The sequence below is a fragment of the Kribbella sp. NPDC003505 genome, assembly GCF_040610875.1.
Taxonomy (GTDB): Bacteria; Actinomycetota; Actinomycetes; order Propionibacteriales; family Kribbellaceae; genus Kribbella.
Window position 1 is genome coordinate 493,546 of the sequence record NZ_JBEXNA010000005.1, and the last position, 12,453, is coordinate 505,998.

At 69.8% G+C, this 12,453-nt stretch carries 14 protein-coding genes; 6 read left to right on the forward strand and 8 right to left on the reverse strand.

The window, feature by feature from the left end; all coding sequences use genetic code 11:
* Position 1: 1 nt before the first annotated feature.
* From ABZX12_RS20350 to purS, 3 genes are read right to left on the reverse strand one after another with little or no spacing between them, the layout of a single operon-like run.
* Complete coding sequence (locus tag ABZX12_RS20350) at positions 2–2,080, reverse strand: hypothetical protein (protein ID WP_355695150.1); 2,079 nt, start codon at positions 2,078–2,080, stop codon at positions 2–4.
* Positions 2,080–2,748 (reverse strand): phosphoribosylformylglycinamidine synthase subunit PurQ, encoded by a 669-nt coding sequence (gene purQ, locus ABZX12_RS20355; RefSeq protein WP_355695151.1) that lies wholly within the window; start codon positions 2,746–2,748, stop codon positions 2,080–2,082. Before purQ ends, ABZX12_RS20350 begins: the two co-directional genes overlap by 1 nt.
* Entirely contained in the window at positions 2,745–2,993 is a 249-nt protein-coding gene (gene purS / locus ABZX12_RS20360; RefSeq protein ID WP_355695153.1) for a phosphoribosylformylglycinamidine synthase subunit PurS, read from the reverse strand. The genes purQ and purS overlap by 4 nt, the downstream gene beginning before the upstream one ends.
* Before the next feature lie 112 nt (positions 2,994–3,105).
* Between purS and ABZX12_RS20365 the strand changes: the two genes are divergently transcribed.
* The 5 genes from ABZX12_RS20365 to ABZX12_RS20385 all read left to right on the forward strand — a co-directional run bounded on the left by ABZX12_RS20365 (position 3,106) and on the right by ABZX12_RS20385 (position 6,832).
* Positions 3,106–3,624 carry a PadR family transcriptional regulator gene (locus tag ABZX12_RS20365; RefSeq protein WP_355695154.1) on the forward strand — a complete coding sequence of 173 codons (519 nt, stop codon included), beginning with the start codon at positions 3,106–3,108 and terminating at the stop codon, positions 3,622–3,624.
* Entirely contained in the window at positions 3,624–4,298 is a 675-nt protein-coding gene (locus ABZX12_RS20370) for an ABC transporter ATP-binding protein (protein ID WP_355695156.1), read from the forward strand. The genes ABZX12_RS20365 and ABZX12_RS20370 overlap by 1 nt, the downstream gene beginning before the upstream one ends.
* A complete protein-coding gene (locus ABZX12_RS20375; protein WP_355695158.1) occupies positions 4,298–5,638 on the forward strand; it encodes an FtsX-like permease family protein in 1,341 nt (446 codons plus the stop codon). The genes ABZX12_RS20370 and ABZX12_RS20375 overlap by 1 nt, the downstream gene beginning before the upstream one ends.
* Positions 5,638–6,261 carry a CDP-alcohol phosphatidyltransferase family protein gene (locus ABZX12_RS20380; protein WP_355695160.1) on the forward strand — a complete coding sequence of 208 codons (624 nt, stop codon included), beginning with the start codon at positions 5,638–5,640 and terminating at the stop codon, positions 6,259–6,261. Before ABZX12_RS20375 ends, ABZX12_RS20380 begins: the two co-directional genes overlap by 1 nt.
* An 82-nt stretch (positions 6,262–6,343) precedes the next feature.
* Positions 6,344–6,832, forward strand: a complete 489-nt coding sequence (locus ABZX12_RS20385; protein ID WP_355695161.1) for a hypothetical protein — start codon at positions 6,344–6,346, stop codon at positions 6,830–6,832.
* Here the strand turns inward: ABZX12_RS20385 and ABZX12_RS20390 are convergent.
* Together ABZX12_RS20390 and ABZX12_RS20395 are read right to left on the reverse strand one after the other, a co-directional pair.
* Complete coding sequence (locus ABZX12_RS20390; protein ID WP_355695163.1) at positions 6,829–7,704, reverse strand: phosphoribosylaminoimidazolesuccinocarboxamide synthase; 876 nt, start codon at positions 7,702–7,704, stop codon at positions 6,829–6,831. The genes ABZX12_RS20385 and ABZX12_RS20390 overlap by 4 nt on opposite strands.
* A 21-nt stretch (positions 7,705–7,725) precedes the next feature.
* Positions 7,726–8,784, reverse strand: coding sequence for an FAD-dependent monooxygenase (locus ABZX12_RS20395; RefSeq protein WP_355695165.1), 1,059 nt, complete (start codon positions 8,782–8,784; stop codon positions 7,726–7,728).
* Positions 8,785–8,837: 53 nt separating this feature from the next.
* On the opposite strand from ABZX12_RS20395, the gene ABZX12_RS20400 reads away from it, so the two are divergent.
* Positions 8,838–9,416, forward strand: coding sequence for a TetR family transcriptional regulator C-terminal domain-containing protein (locus ABZX12_RS20400; RefSeq protein ID WP_355695166.1), 579 nt, complete (start codon positions 8,838–8,840; stop codon positions 9,414–9,416).
* Here ABZX12_RS20400 and ABZX12_RS20405 read toward each other — a convergent pair.
* The 3 genes from ABZX12_RS20405 to ABZX12_RS20415 all read right to left on the reverse strand — a co-directional run bounded on the left by ABZX12_RS20405 (position 9,400) and on the right by ABZX12_RS20415 (position 12,452).
* Positions 9,400–9,822, reverse strand: coding sequence for a hypothetical protein (locus ABZX12_RS20405; RefSeq protein WP_355695168.1), 423 nt, complete (start codon positions 9,820–9,822; stop codon positions 9,400–9,402). The genes ABZX12_RS20400 and ABZX12_RS20405 overlap by 17 nt on opposite strands.
* Positions 9,823–10,019: 197 nt before the next feature.
* Complete coding sequence (locus ABZX12_RS20410; RefSeq protein ID WP_355695170.1) at positions 10,020–10,448, reverse strand: hypothetical protein; 429 nt, start codon at positions 10,446–10,448, stop codon at positions 10,020–10,022.
* A 3-nt stretch (positions 10,449–10,451) separates the two neighbouring features.
* Entirely contained in the window at positions 10,452–12,452 is a 2,001-nt protein-coding gene (locus ABZX12_RS20415) for a glycosyltransferase family 39 protein (protein ID WP_355695172.1), read from the reverse strand.
* Position 12,453: the final 1 nt, after the last annotated feature.

Genomic DNA, 12,453 nt, shown 5'->3' on the forward strand with positions numbered 1-12,453 from the left:
CTCAGGACTCCTGCACTAGGTGGGACTCAGGTGAAACGGTAGCTGGCTGGTGGGAGGCCATCAGATGGGCCACCAGGAGCGGGACGGCGAAACCGGCCATGATCGCGGGCAGTGCCACACCGGCGTCGTTGAGGAGCATGCCGACGAGGCCGCAGGTCGACAGCGCGAGCAGCGTCGGCCGGACCATCGGGAAACTGTTGTAGAAGGCGCGGTACGACTCCGAGGGAACACGCTGCGGCAGGACCGTGGCCAGCATGCAGGCGATCACGGCGACGAGCATCGCCCAGCCCGACGGTCCGGTGAAGAACTGGACTGCCATCTGCAGCTTGCGGATCAGTACGTCGCTGACGTCGCCGTCGAGAAGGCGAGCGACAAACGCGCCGAAGTGGCTGCGTTGGTCCGGCGGACGCAGGTAGTCGAGGAACGCGACCGCCGACACGGCCAGCAGACCGGCCACGCCTACACCGATCAGTGCGCGCAGTGAGATGCTCCCGCGCCACGTCAGCCAGGCCATGAGCAGGACGGCCGGCGTCAGCGCGATGATGCCGCCGAAGTCCGTCCCCCAGCCCGGTCGGCCGTCCACGACAATCGCAGCACCGCCGATGACCAGCACGGCGACCGCTGCCTGCACCCTGCTCTTGCTGATGAGCTTCTGCGCCGTCCAGCCCGCGGTGACGAGAGCGCCGACCGCCAGCGTCGCGAACGTGGAGTTACCGAAGCCGTAGAACCTCCCGCCGATCACAGGGCCGTCAGCGAACATGCTGCCGACCTGGAGCGGCGTACCGAGCACACCGTCGACCAGGAGGATCACGTACGCCGCCAGCGCGAGGCCGAGGAAGGCGTACCGCTTCAACACCACCTGCGCCAGCGCCGCCGACAGCGCGCTGAGCCCGAGAACCACGCAGTACAAGGAGAATCCGGGTGACGGCCAGCGCCACCAGACGGTGAGTGTGGACAGGAAGACCGCCACGAAGAATCCGCCCTGCACCAGCAGCGTGAAGACGAAGGTACGCCGGGACGCGGGCGAGCGCCGGAACAAGAACCAGACCAGCGCGAGCACCTCGGCCGCGACGATCGTCAGCGCCACCGCGAACAGCATCGGCCGCGGCTGCTCGAACCGCTCGTTGGTGTCCAGCCGGTCCTCGATGACAGCAGCCGCGTCGGTGTGGAGGTCCCCGGTGGCGTGGATCTCGTTGCCGTCCAGCGGACCGGCCTTGGCGGACCCCGCCGGGTCGACCTCTGCCGCGTCCCGGCCCTTCAGGATCGTCGCGGTCACGTCGGTGAGCTGGATCAGCCCCGGCCGACGGGTGCTGTCACTGGTCAGCCAGCGCGGCCCGTTGTCCGGCGGCAACTGCATGGCGACCAGCGGCTGCTGGTGCGCGTTCGCGAGCTCCTGGCTGACACCGACCAGCAGCACCCAGCCGCCGGCCGCGCGTGCCTGCGCGACCAGGTTGGCGACCTTCTGCCGCGCCTCGGCCCGGCCTTCGCGCGGCGGCAACGCACCGGCGTCGACGATCGCGTCGCCACAGTCCGGCTTCGCCAGTTGGGACGGGTCGAACTCCGGCTGCCAGTTGCGGACAGTGCCGTCCGTGCGAGCCAGGGCGATCGCGGCGCCCGGTCCGAAGCCGCAGATGGGGTACCCGGTCTGGCCGAGGCGGCCGATCGGCGCCCCGGTGTGGTGCTCGGCCTGCCGGTCGACGTACGCCTGCCAATCGGCCACCTTGCCGTTCGACACGGCGGGCGCGGCACAGGGCTGGTCGGGAACGCTCCCCCAGGCCCTGGTGCCTGCGCTGATCGTCAGCCACCCGTCGACCGGGCAGGTGTGCGGGCCCGCCGTCTTCACCGAGATCGAGCCGACGTGGGACTGGTTCACCAGGGCGGTCAGCTCGGGCGACGCCTGCACGTCGTTCCAGGTCAGCCCGGGCACGCCGATGACCACGACCTTCGCGAGCAGACCGGCAGGCTGCGCCGACGCCGTACCGGTGGTCAGCAGCAGGACCGCCGCCGTCAGCAGAACGGCGCGGACCAGGGCCTGTCTGGCGATGGATCGCCAGACAGGCCCTCGCCTGGTGAGGCTCATCAGGAGGCGACGACGGCCTTCAGCACCGAGGTGAAGAAGCCCAGGCCGTCCGTGGTCGGGCCGGTCAGTGTCTCGACGGCGTGCTCCGGGTGCGGCATCAGGCCGACCACGTTGCCCCGCTCGTTGGTGATGCCGGCGATGTCGCGGTAGGAACCGTTCGGGTTGCCGAGGTAGCGGGCCACCACCCGGCCCTCACCCTCCAGGCGGTCCAGCGTGGCCTCGTCGGCGACGAAGGAGCCGTCCTGGTTCTTCAGCACGATGGTGATCTCGTGGTTGGCGTCGTAGTCGCCGGTCCACGCGGTGCGGTTGTTCTCGATCCGCAGCCTCTGGTCCTTGCAGACGAACTTGCGGTGGTGGTTCTTGATCAGCGCGCCCGGCAGCAGGTGCGACTCGCACAGCACCTGGAAGCCGTTGCAGATGCCGAGCACCGGCATCCCCTCGCCGGCCCGCTTGATGATCGTGTCCATCACCGGCGCGAACCGGGAGATGGCGCCGGCGCGCAGGTAGTCGCCGTACGAGAAGCCGCCGGGCAGGACCACCGCGTCGACGCCGTGCAGGTCCGCGTCGCCGTGCCAGAGCGCGACCGCCTCGGCTCCGGCCACCGCGGCCGCGCGCCGCGCGTCGGCGTCATCGAGCGAGCCCGGGAAGGTGACGACCCCGATCTTCACTGGTTCTCCACGTGCAGCGTGTAGTCCTCGATCACCGGGTTGGCCAGCAGGGTGTCCGCGGCCTTCCGGATCTCCGCAATGGTCTCCTCGGTCGCCTCACCGTCCAGGGTGATCTCGAAGCGCTTTCCCTGCCGGACGTCGGCCACACGAGAGAAGCCGAGCCGGCCGAACGCGCCGTGCACCGCCTTGCCCTGCGGGTCGAGGATCTCGGGCTTGAGCATGACGTCGACGACAACGCGAGACACTGACTACTCCAGGTTCGTTGCGGGGTGACGCCTGAATCCTACCGACCGCGGCCCGGAATGCCGCATCGTGGACTATTCACTCAGTACATACACGCAGTGTATAGTTCTGGCCATGGCCACTGCTGAGCTCGTTCTCGGGCTGCTGAGCGCCGGCCCGGCACACGGGTACGACGTGAAGCGCGGCCATGACGCCTGGTTCCCGGACAGCCGGCCGCTCGCCTTCGGGCAGGTGTACACGACGCTCGGGCGACTGGAGCGCGACGGACTGGTCGAGGTGATCGACAAGACCTCCGGCGGCGGACCGGACCGGACGGTCTACGCGCTCACCGGCAAGGGCCGCGACCACCTCAGCGAATGGCTCACCGACCCGGTGCCCCCGGCCTGGGGCAGCGCCGACGAGGTCTTGCGCAAGCTCGTGGCAGCGATCCGGACCGGCGGCGACGCAGCCGGATTCCTTGCCCGCCAGCGCGCCAGTCACCTGCGCCGGATCCGTGAGCTGCGCGAGACGCCGGCCGACGACGACCCGACCTCACCACTGGTCCGCGAGTACATCGTGGCTCACCTGGACGCCGACCTGCGCTGGCTCGACAGTGCCCTTGACCGCATCTCCGAGCAGAGGGGAGCTCGCTGATGAATGCCGTTCTGGAGCTGGAGAAAGTCGAGTACGCCTACCGGCGCAACACCGCGCTGCGCGGTGTCAGCCTGCAGCTCAAGCCGGGCGAGGTGGTCGCGGTGACCGGTGCGAGCGGTTGCGGCAAGTCGACGCTGCTGCACTGTGCGGCCGGCATCCTCGCCCCGGACGCCGGTGTGGTGCAGGTGGACGGCCAGGACCTTGCAGAGCTGCCGGAAGAGCAGCGCGCGGCGCTCCGACGGACAAAGGTCGGCGTCGTGCTGCAGTTCGGCCAGCTGGTGCCGGACCTGCCGCTGGTCGACAACGTGGCGTTGCCGTTGCTGCTGGGCGGGCATGAGCGCGGCGAGGCTCACCAGGCTGCCAGGCGATGGCTGGATCAGGTCGGCATTGCCGAGGACGCGGACGCGGTTCCAGCCGAGCTCTCCGGTGGCCAGACGCAGCGTGCCGCAGTAGCACGTGCACTGATCACAGGTCCGTCTGTCGTCCTCGCGGACGAGCCCACCGGCAGCCTGAACAGCAGGGCCGGCCAGGAGTTGCTCGACGTACTGCTGGAGGCCGCCCGCTACCGCGGCGCCGCTCTGCTGATGGTGACGCACGACAACCTCGTGGCTGCGTCGGCGGATCGCGAGATCAGGCTGCGCGACGGCCTGATCCAGCACGAGGTAGCGCTCTGATGACACTCGAGACCCTGGTGCAGCTGGCACGCTCACGGACACCGGCGGACCGCAGCCGGGTCCAACTGGCCACCGCGGCTCTCGCACTCAGCGGAGCACTGCTGATCGGCGCGCTCCGCATCGCGCGTCTCGGCAAGGGCGAGCTGGGCAACGACATCTACAGCAACTACATCGCCGAGAGCGGTCTCCGCTCGGGCCTGATCGCGATCTTGATCATCCTGGCCGCGCTGACCGGTGGCCTGGCGGTCCAGGCGCTACGGCTGGGCACTGCGGCTCGCGAACGGCGACTGACCGCTCTGCGACTGGCCGGCGCATCCCGTAAGCAGCTGCGGCAACTGACCGTCGCCGACGCGGCCATTGCTGGTCTGGCCGGCGGACTGCTCGCCGGGCCTGCCTATCTGGTGCTCAGTCTGCTCTTCGGCACGCTCCCGCGGATGGCGCGGATCCTGCCCGGTGCGGAGCCGATCGACGCGCTCCTCTGGATCCCGGTCGTGGTGATGACGACAGCAGCGGGCGCGGTGATCGGCGGCCTCCTGCACCGCGACGGAACGGCCGCACCACAACCACAGTCCGCGACACAGCGTCGTACCGGCATCGTCGCCGGACCGGTCCTCGTCGCGCTCGGGCTCCTCACGTCGCCGTACATGGGCTACGTCGGGTCCACCATCGCGCTTGCCGGGACGGCGTTGCTGTTCCTGAGCACCTCAGGCCTCTGGATCCGCTGGCTCGGGCGGCGACTGCAGCGGTCCGGCGATCCCGCCAACCTGCTCACCGGCGTCCGCCTGATGACCGACTCACGGCCCAGCTCCCGGATCTGCATGCTGCTGGGCAGCTGCGGTTTCCTCGTCGGCTCGATGGCGAACGGGATCGCGAGCGTCGTCGCCGACCAGACGACGATCTCGGCGACCTCGGCGACCTCGGCGAGCTTCTACACCACCGGATTCGGTCTGACGATCGCCGGCCTCGTGCTGATCGTGCTGACCGCGATGGCCGCACTGATCGTCGGCGTCGCCGATCAACTGGTCGACCAGCGTCGTCAGCTCGCCAGCCTGACCGCGCTAGGCGTGGACCTGCCGTTCCTGCGTCGCGTCATCCGCCGGCAGCTGACCGTGGTCGCCGCTCCGGCCCTGGCCGCCGGTCTGCTGTTCGGCACGGTGATCGGTATCAACCGCGTGTCCGGCGGTGCGGTCGGGCCGTTCGATCCGGGCACGCTGCTGCTCGCGGCGATCCTGACGGCCGCGGGCTGGCTGCTCGGTCACCTCGGCGGCGCTGCCGCCGGACTCCTGCTTCGCAACCAACTGCGGGACGCACTCGATCCCGAGAATCTGAGGGCAGCTTGATGACGTCAGTTCCGTTGCTGGTCCGGCCCGCGCTGCTGCTCGGGGTGCCGAACCGGATCACACTGGCCCGGACCGTCATCGCGATGGTGGTCGCGACCTATGCGTTCCGGACCGGCGAGCTGACCTGGCTCGTGGTCGGGTACTTCACCTACTGGTTCGGCGACAGTCTCGACGGCTGGGTGGCTCGCCGGCGCGACGAGGAGTCACTGTCCGGGGCGGTCTTCGACATCGTCTGTGACCGGGCCTGCTCGTTCCTGCTGGCGGCCGCGTTCATGGCGACGTACCCGGGCACGATCGGTCCGCTGGCGATCTACCTGATCCAGTTCGGCGTGCTGGACACGATGCTGACGTTCTCGTTCCTGCTCTGGCCGTGGATGCTCAGCCCGAACTACTTCTACAAGGTCGACCGGCCGATCTTCGTCTGGAACTGGTCCAAGCCGGCCAAGGCGCTGAACACCGGCGCCGTGGTCGTCTCGCTGGTCGTCGCCGGGCAGACCGGAGCCCAGTGGCTGCCGTACGCCGTCGCGGTCGCGGCCTGCGTTGTGAAGGTCGTCTCGTCGTACCGGCTGGTCATGATCCTGGTCGGCCGGCAGGCCGCCGCCCCGGGGGAAGCTGCCGCATGAGGCTCAGGTGTGACCCTGGTCGCTCCCGGAAGTGGTGCTAACTCCCGTGGCAACGGTCTTCGTCGCACATAGCCTCGATGTCATGTGGTTGTGGCAACTGGTGCTCGCGGTGGGCTTCGGTATCGGGTCCGCCGTCGTGCCGTTCCTGAACGCCGAGGCGTACGTGCTCGGCGTCGGTGTCACCCATGCCCTGAACCCGGTGGTCGCCGCAGTCGGCGTCGCGGTCGGGCAGACCATCGGCAAGGTCGCGATGTTCCTCGCCGTCCGGTACCGGCCAGGCTACGCGGCCCGCCGGACCAAGGAACCCAAGGCGGTCGATCTGGACACCCGCTGGGGCCGTTTCGTCCAGCGCAACCGTGACCTCAGCAAGCGTCTCCTGGACGCGATGAGCGACAGCCGCTGGGGCATGCCGGTGACGCTGCTGAGCGCGTTCGTGGGCATTCCGCCGCTGTACGGCGTGGCGCTGATCGGCGGCGCCTCGCGGATGCGGACCGCCGTCTTCACGCTCGCGGTTCTGCTCGGCCGCGGCGCCCGCTTCGTCCTGCTCGCGCTCGGCGTGGGCCTGTTCTAGCCCTCGAACTTCCGGCCGGTCAGCTGTTCGTAGGCCGCGATGTACGACGCGCGGGTCCGCTCGACGACCTCGTCGGTCAGCGGCGGCGGCGCCTCGCCGGACGTCCGGTCCCAGCCCGACTCGAACTGCAGCCAGTCGCGCACGATCTGCTTGTCGTACGACGGCTGCTGCTTGCCCGGGGACCACTGGTCGGCCGGCCAGAACCGGCTCGAGTCCGGGGTCAGCACCTCGTCGGCCAGCACCAGCGTCCCGTCCGCGCGGGCGCCGAACTCGAACTTGGTGTCCGCCAGGATGATCCCGCGCTCCTCGGCCATCGCCCGCGCGGTCGTGTAGATCTCGAGCGTCGTGTCGCGCAGCACGGCCGCGGTGTCCGCGCCGACGGTCGCGACCACCGCGTCGTACGAGACGTTCTCGTCGTGCTCGCCGAGCTCGGCCTTCGAGGCCGGCGTGAAGATCGGGGTGTCGAGGCGTGACCCTTCGACCAGGCCGGCTGGCAGCGGGATCCCGCAGACCGCGCCGGTCGCGTTGTAGTCGAGCAGACCGGTGCCGCTCAGGTATCCACGTGCCACGCACTCCACCGGGTAGATCGCGAGCTTCTCGCACACCACGGCCCGGCCCGCGACCTCGGCCGGAACGTCGGTCGAGATGATGTGGTTCGGCACGTCGAGCTGCTCGAACCACCACAGGCTCATCGCGGTGAGCACCTTCCCCTTGTCGGGAATCACCGACTCCAGGATCCAGTCGAACGCGCTCATCCGGTCGCTCGCGACCATCAGCAGGTCGCCGGACTCCAGCTCGTAGAGGTCCCGGACCTTGCCGGAGTGGAGGTGCTTCGCACCGGGGATCTCGGGCGCCTGCGGAAGTGTGGTCACGACGCCGATTCTTCCATCCGCCTACTTGCGGGCGCGCAGGGCCACCAGCTTCCCGCCCACCGCGAACAGGCCGTCGCGGACCGTGCACACGATCGGGTTCCGGGTCTGGGCGAGCCGGCCGAGGCTCCGCGACCTCTTGACCAGCTTGGTCGTCGCCGGCCGCCGCTCCGCGTCGTACGCCGTCAACGCTGTCCGGAGGTCGGCGTTGCCGAGGTGCCGGCCGAGCGCGCCGGCGTCCTCGATCGCCGAGCAGGCGCCGCGGCCCAGATTCGGCGTCATCGCGTGGGCGGCGTCCCCGAGCAGCACCACCCGGCCCTGCACGAACGGCACCAGCGGCAACGTCAGGTCGTAGATGTCGTTCTGCAGGATCTTCTCGCTGCCCGCGATCAGCCGCGGGATCGGGTCGTGCCAGCTCTCGAACACGGTCGGCTCGCTCGTCGTTCCGGCCGGCTGGTTCGCGGTCCCGTACCAGTAGAACCGCCCGTCGATCAGCCGCGCGAACCCGAACAGTTGCCCACGGCCCCAGGTTTCGCCGCCGCCGTCGTCGAGGTCGACGTCCGCGATCCCGCGGTACGCCGTGAAACCGGAGTACCGCGGTCCCTTGTACTGCGGATAGAGAACGCCGCGCACCGCGCTGCGGATCCCGTCCGCGGCGACCAGGAGGTCGGCGCGCAGGTCGTCGTTGACCGTGACGCCGTCCGCGTCCTGGGTGATCGTGCGGACGTCGCACCCGGTCCGGACCGTCACCGCCGGGCCGAACTCAGCCGTGATCAGGTCGTGCAACTGGGCCCGATGAATCATCACCGGCAGCTCCATGCCGAGGTCCGGCGCGCCGACGACCCAGCGGCCGTCGGGTCTCCGCATCCCGGCAGGCCTGGACTGCACCGAGGCCTTCTCGACGCCCTTCACCCCGAGGTCCTCGAGCACCGCGACCGCCGACGGCCACACCGAGATACCGGCGCCCACCTCGCCGAGCTCCGCAGCGCGCTCCAGAACCGTGACCTGCCAGCCGCACCGCTGCAGCGCGACAGCCGCCGTGACCCCGCCGATCCCCGCTCCCACCACGATCGCCGTACTCATGACCTCGACTCTACATCTGTAGAGTTTGGTTGGGAAGTGCGAGACTGTGCCGCGTGACGAAGGAGCGTTTGCGCGGCGCGGACCGGCAGGACGCCATCGCGGACGCCGCCATCCGGCTGGTCGCGACCCGCGGGCTACGCGGCCTGACCCACCGCGCGGTCGACGCCGAGGCCGGTCTCCCCCCGGGCTCCACGTCGTACTACCTGCGCACCCGCAACGCCCTGCTCACCGCGTGCGTGCACCGGATGCTCACCCGCGACGTGACCGGGATGCCGCCGGCCGGTGCGGACGCGATCGAACTGATGGTGGCCATGACGACCGGACTCGCCCGGGACCGGCCGGAGGACCTGGTCGCACGGTACGAGCTGTCGCTGGAGGCGAGTCGTCAGCCGGAGTTGCGCGCCGCGATCAACGCGGGCGGGCAGCAGTTGCGGACGATGCTCGCGCACCTGCTGGCCGGTCTCGGCGTCCCCGATCCGGAGGCCGCGGCGTGGCCGGTCGCCGCGATGATGGACGGGTTGATGTACGACCGGGTCGCCGGGGCCGGGGGCACGCTCTCACCAGAAGCGTTCGAGGCCGCCGTACGACGCTCCGTCACGGCACTGATCGCCGGACTCAGAGACGGTCCGTGACCGCGACGAAGGTGAAATAGCAGACGCCGAGCAACATGCCGACGTGGCCGAGCACCGACAGGCCGGCGCCGGAACCCCAGGAATCACTCTGCGCATCCTCGGAGTGCTTGCCGCCACTCGGCAACCAGCGGGCGAGAAGCAACAACCCGACGGCGGTCAGCAACCACCAGCCGGCCAGGATCACCAGCGCGATCCCCCGCCGACCGGTGACCAGGGCAACAACCCACCCGAGCAACGTGACCACGCCGACCAGCGTGTGCATCCGCAGGAGAGTCGCGGAGTACCCATGCCGGCCGGCGCCGTGACCGGTGCCGTCGACAACAGTCCCCCCGAGCCGGACACGCGTGATCAGCACGACGACCGCCCCGAGCGCGGTCAGGAACCAGGTGACGTTCGACCATTCCACGTCCCGATCATTACCCCACCCCACACCCCCGCGAACCCTCCCGCGTGTCATCCCATCCCTTGACGCGCGTCAAGCCGGCCGACCCCAGGTCCACTTTGTGCACCCACCGACCATTTTCGGGCCGCCGAAATGAGCGGTGGAGGCACAAAGACGCCCGGCGGGCCGAGTGTCCGCTCGGGGCCCGCCGGGCTGCTCGGTCAGCTGGTCCGGGGTTGGCCGGGGATCTGCTGTGTGCCGGTGCCTTGGCCTTGCTGGGTTCCGCCTTGGCTTTGGTTCGGGAGGGTGCCCTGGCCCAGGCCCGTGCCCTGGCCGTTGCCTTGGGGGAAGCCACCGCGGAAACCGCCGCCGGGGCCGCCGAACTGGCCCTGCTGGTTGCTTGTGCCGTCCCATGAGTGCCCGACCGCCATGCCGCCGAGGAAGGCGAGCACCGCGAGGATCGAGCCGGCACCCGCCAGCATCAAGGTGCTCGGCCGTCCGCCCTTCGTCCCTTCGGGTTTCGCCGCTTCGGGCGGCGCCGGGGAGTACTGCGCGGACGGCTGCTGACCCACAGGCTGCTGGGGCGGCGTAGCCGGGTTGTTCTGGGCGGCCCGCGCCGCCTGGAACTGGGCTTCGGTGGACTGACTCATTTCTCAGGCTCCTGTTCCGGTGGAGAGGTCGTACACGGTGGTGTTGCCGACGGTCTGGGACTGGAAGTTGTCGCTGACCCAGGTGGCGATCTCGCTGGAGGTGCCGTCGCGGCCGCCCATCATTCCGCCGTCGCCGCTGCCGATGAAGTAATGGATCTTGCCCTGGGCAACCAACTCCTTGAACTCGGCGAGCGAGGGCGCCGGGTCGGTCCCGTTGAACCCGCCGATCGCCATGATCGGCTCGCCGGACGCGATCTGCAGCGGCGCGGCGCCGTTCGCGGTCACCGACGCGGCGGCCCAGGTGTACCCCTTCGCCCCCTGCTGCAGCAGCGTCACCAGCTCGCTCGAGACACCGCTGATCCCGCCGCCGCCAAGGAACCCGCCGACACCGCCAGGGCCGCCCTGCTGCTGCGTAGCACCGGTACCAGCCCCAGGTTGCTGCGCGTTACCGCCGGGCGGCGTACCCATGCGCCCGCCGCCGAACCCACCACGCCCGCCGCCCATCATCCCGCCGGAACCCGACGGCCCAGCGGACGGCAGTGCGCCGGCATGCGCCGCGCTGATCGTCTCGACCGAGTACGCCGTCGGCCCGGCCAGCGCGCTCACCGCGAGCAGCGTGGCGGCGAACAGCCCCGCCCGCCGAGCCGTCGTACGACGCAGCTTCAAGTCCGGCAGCAGCATCAGCGACCCGGCCGCCACCACACCGGCGGCAAGAACCACCCAGCGCAGCCACGGCTGCCACGAAGGCGTCTGATTCAGCAGCGCGAAGCTCCACCCGGCCGTCAGCACGATCCCACCAGCCAACGTTGTGCGCGGCAACCATTCCGTACGGCGCCGCCACAGGACCGCCATCGCCGCCCCGATCAACGCCCCGATCGCCGGCGCCAGTGCAATCATGTAGTAGCTGTGGATGATGCCCTGCATGTAGCTGAACACCAGACCGGTGACGACCAGCCAACCACCCCACAGCAGCGCGAACGCGCGCTTCCGGTCGGTGCGCGGCGCTTTGCCCGCGGCAACGACCAGGACGACGGTCGCGATCAGGGCCGCCGGCAGCAGCCAGGCGATCTGCGAAGCGAACTCACCGCCGAACAATCGCTGTACCCCGGCCGCGCCGCCCCAACCGGGGTTACCGGCACCGCCGCCGACCGAGCCGGTCTCGTTGCCGTTCAACCGGCCGAGCCCGTTGTACCCGAGCGTCAGCTCGAGAATGCTGTTGGTCGACGACCCACCGATGTACGGCCGAGCCGAGGCCGGCAGCAACTCGACGATCGCAACCCACCAGCCGGCGCTGATGATCAGCGACACCGTCGCCAGCACGAGATGCACCAGCCGCTTCCCGAGCGCCGGCTTCCCGGCGACCAGATAAGCGATCCCGAACGCCGGCAGGACCAGGAACGCCTGCAGCATCTTCGTCAGGAACCCGAACCCGACCAGCGCACCGGCCAGCATCATCCACCGCGCCGCGTGCTTGGTCGAGTCGATCGCCCGCGTCACGGCCCACGCGCCGGCGCACAGCAGCAGGATCAGCAGCGCGTCCGGGTTGTTGAAGCGGAACATCAGGACCGCGACCGGTGTCAGCGCGAGGATCGCCCCGGCCAGCAGACCGGCGTTCGCGGAGAACCAGCGCCGTACGGAGACGTACACGAAGCCGACGCTCGCGACTCCCATCAGCGCCTCGGGGACGAGCATGCTCCAGGTGTTGAACCCGAAGATCCGCCCCGACAGTCCCATCACCCACAGCGAGGCGGGTGTCTTGTCGACGGTGATGAAGCTCGAGGAGTCGAAGGACCCGAAGAACCAGGCCTTCCAGCTCGTCGACCCGGCCTGTACAGCCGCGGCGTAGTACTCGTTGGCGTACCCGTTCTTGGACAGGCCCCACAGGTACGCGATCGCGGTCAGCGCGAGCAGACCGCCGTACAGCACCTTGTCGCGACTCAACGTGTACGGCGTACTGATCGCGCGAGGCTCGGTGGCCTCGACGGGATCGGACAAAGTGGTCATG

What these genes read in the sequence shown, in the direction of transcription:
- ABZX12_RS20350 (WP_355695150.1), bottom strand. Translation starts at nt 2,080, where the DNA reads ATGAGCCTCACCAGGCGAGGGCCTGTCTGGCGATCCATCGCCAGACAG.
- ABZX12_RS20365 (WP_355695154.1), top strand. Translation starts at nt 3,106, where the DNA reads ATGGCCACTGCTGAGCTCGTTCTCGGGCTGCTGAGCGCCGGCCCGGCA.
- ABZX12_RS20370 (WP_355695156.1), top strand. Translation starts at nt 3,624, where the DNA reads ATGAATGCCGTTCTGGAGCTGGAGAAAGTCGAGTACGCCTACCGGCGC.
- ABZX12_RS20375 (WP_355695158.1), top strand. Translation starts at nt 4,298, where the DNA reads ATGACACTCGAGACCCTGGTGCAGCTGGCACGCTCACGGACACCGGCG.
- ABZX12_RS20380 (WP_355695160.1), top strand. Translation starts at nt 5,638, where the DNA reads ATGACGTCAGTTCCGTTGCTGGTCCGGCCCGCGCTGCTGCTCGGGGTG.
- ABZX12_RS20385 (WP_355695161.1), top strand. Translation starts at nt 6,344, where the DNA reads ATGTGGTTGTGGCAACTGGTGCTCGCGGTGGGCTTCGGTATCGGGTCC.
- ABZX12_RS20395 (WP_355695165.1), bottom strand. Translation starts at nt 8,784, where the DNA reads ATGAGTACGGCGATCGTGGTGGGAGCGGGGATCGGCGGGGTCACGGCG.
- ABZX12_RS20410 (WP_355695170.1), bottom strand. Translation starts at nt 10,448, where the DNA reads ATGAGTCAGTCCACCGAAGCCCAGTTCCAGGCGGCGCGGGCCGCCCAG.
- ABZX12_RS20415 (WP_355695172.1), bottom strand. Translation starts at nt 12,452, where the DNA reads ATGACCACTTTGTCCGATCCCGTCGAGGCCACCGAGCCTCGCGCGATC.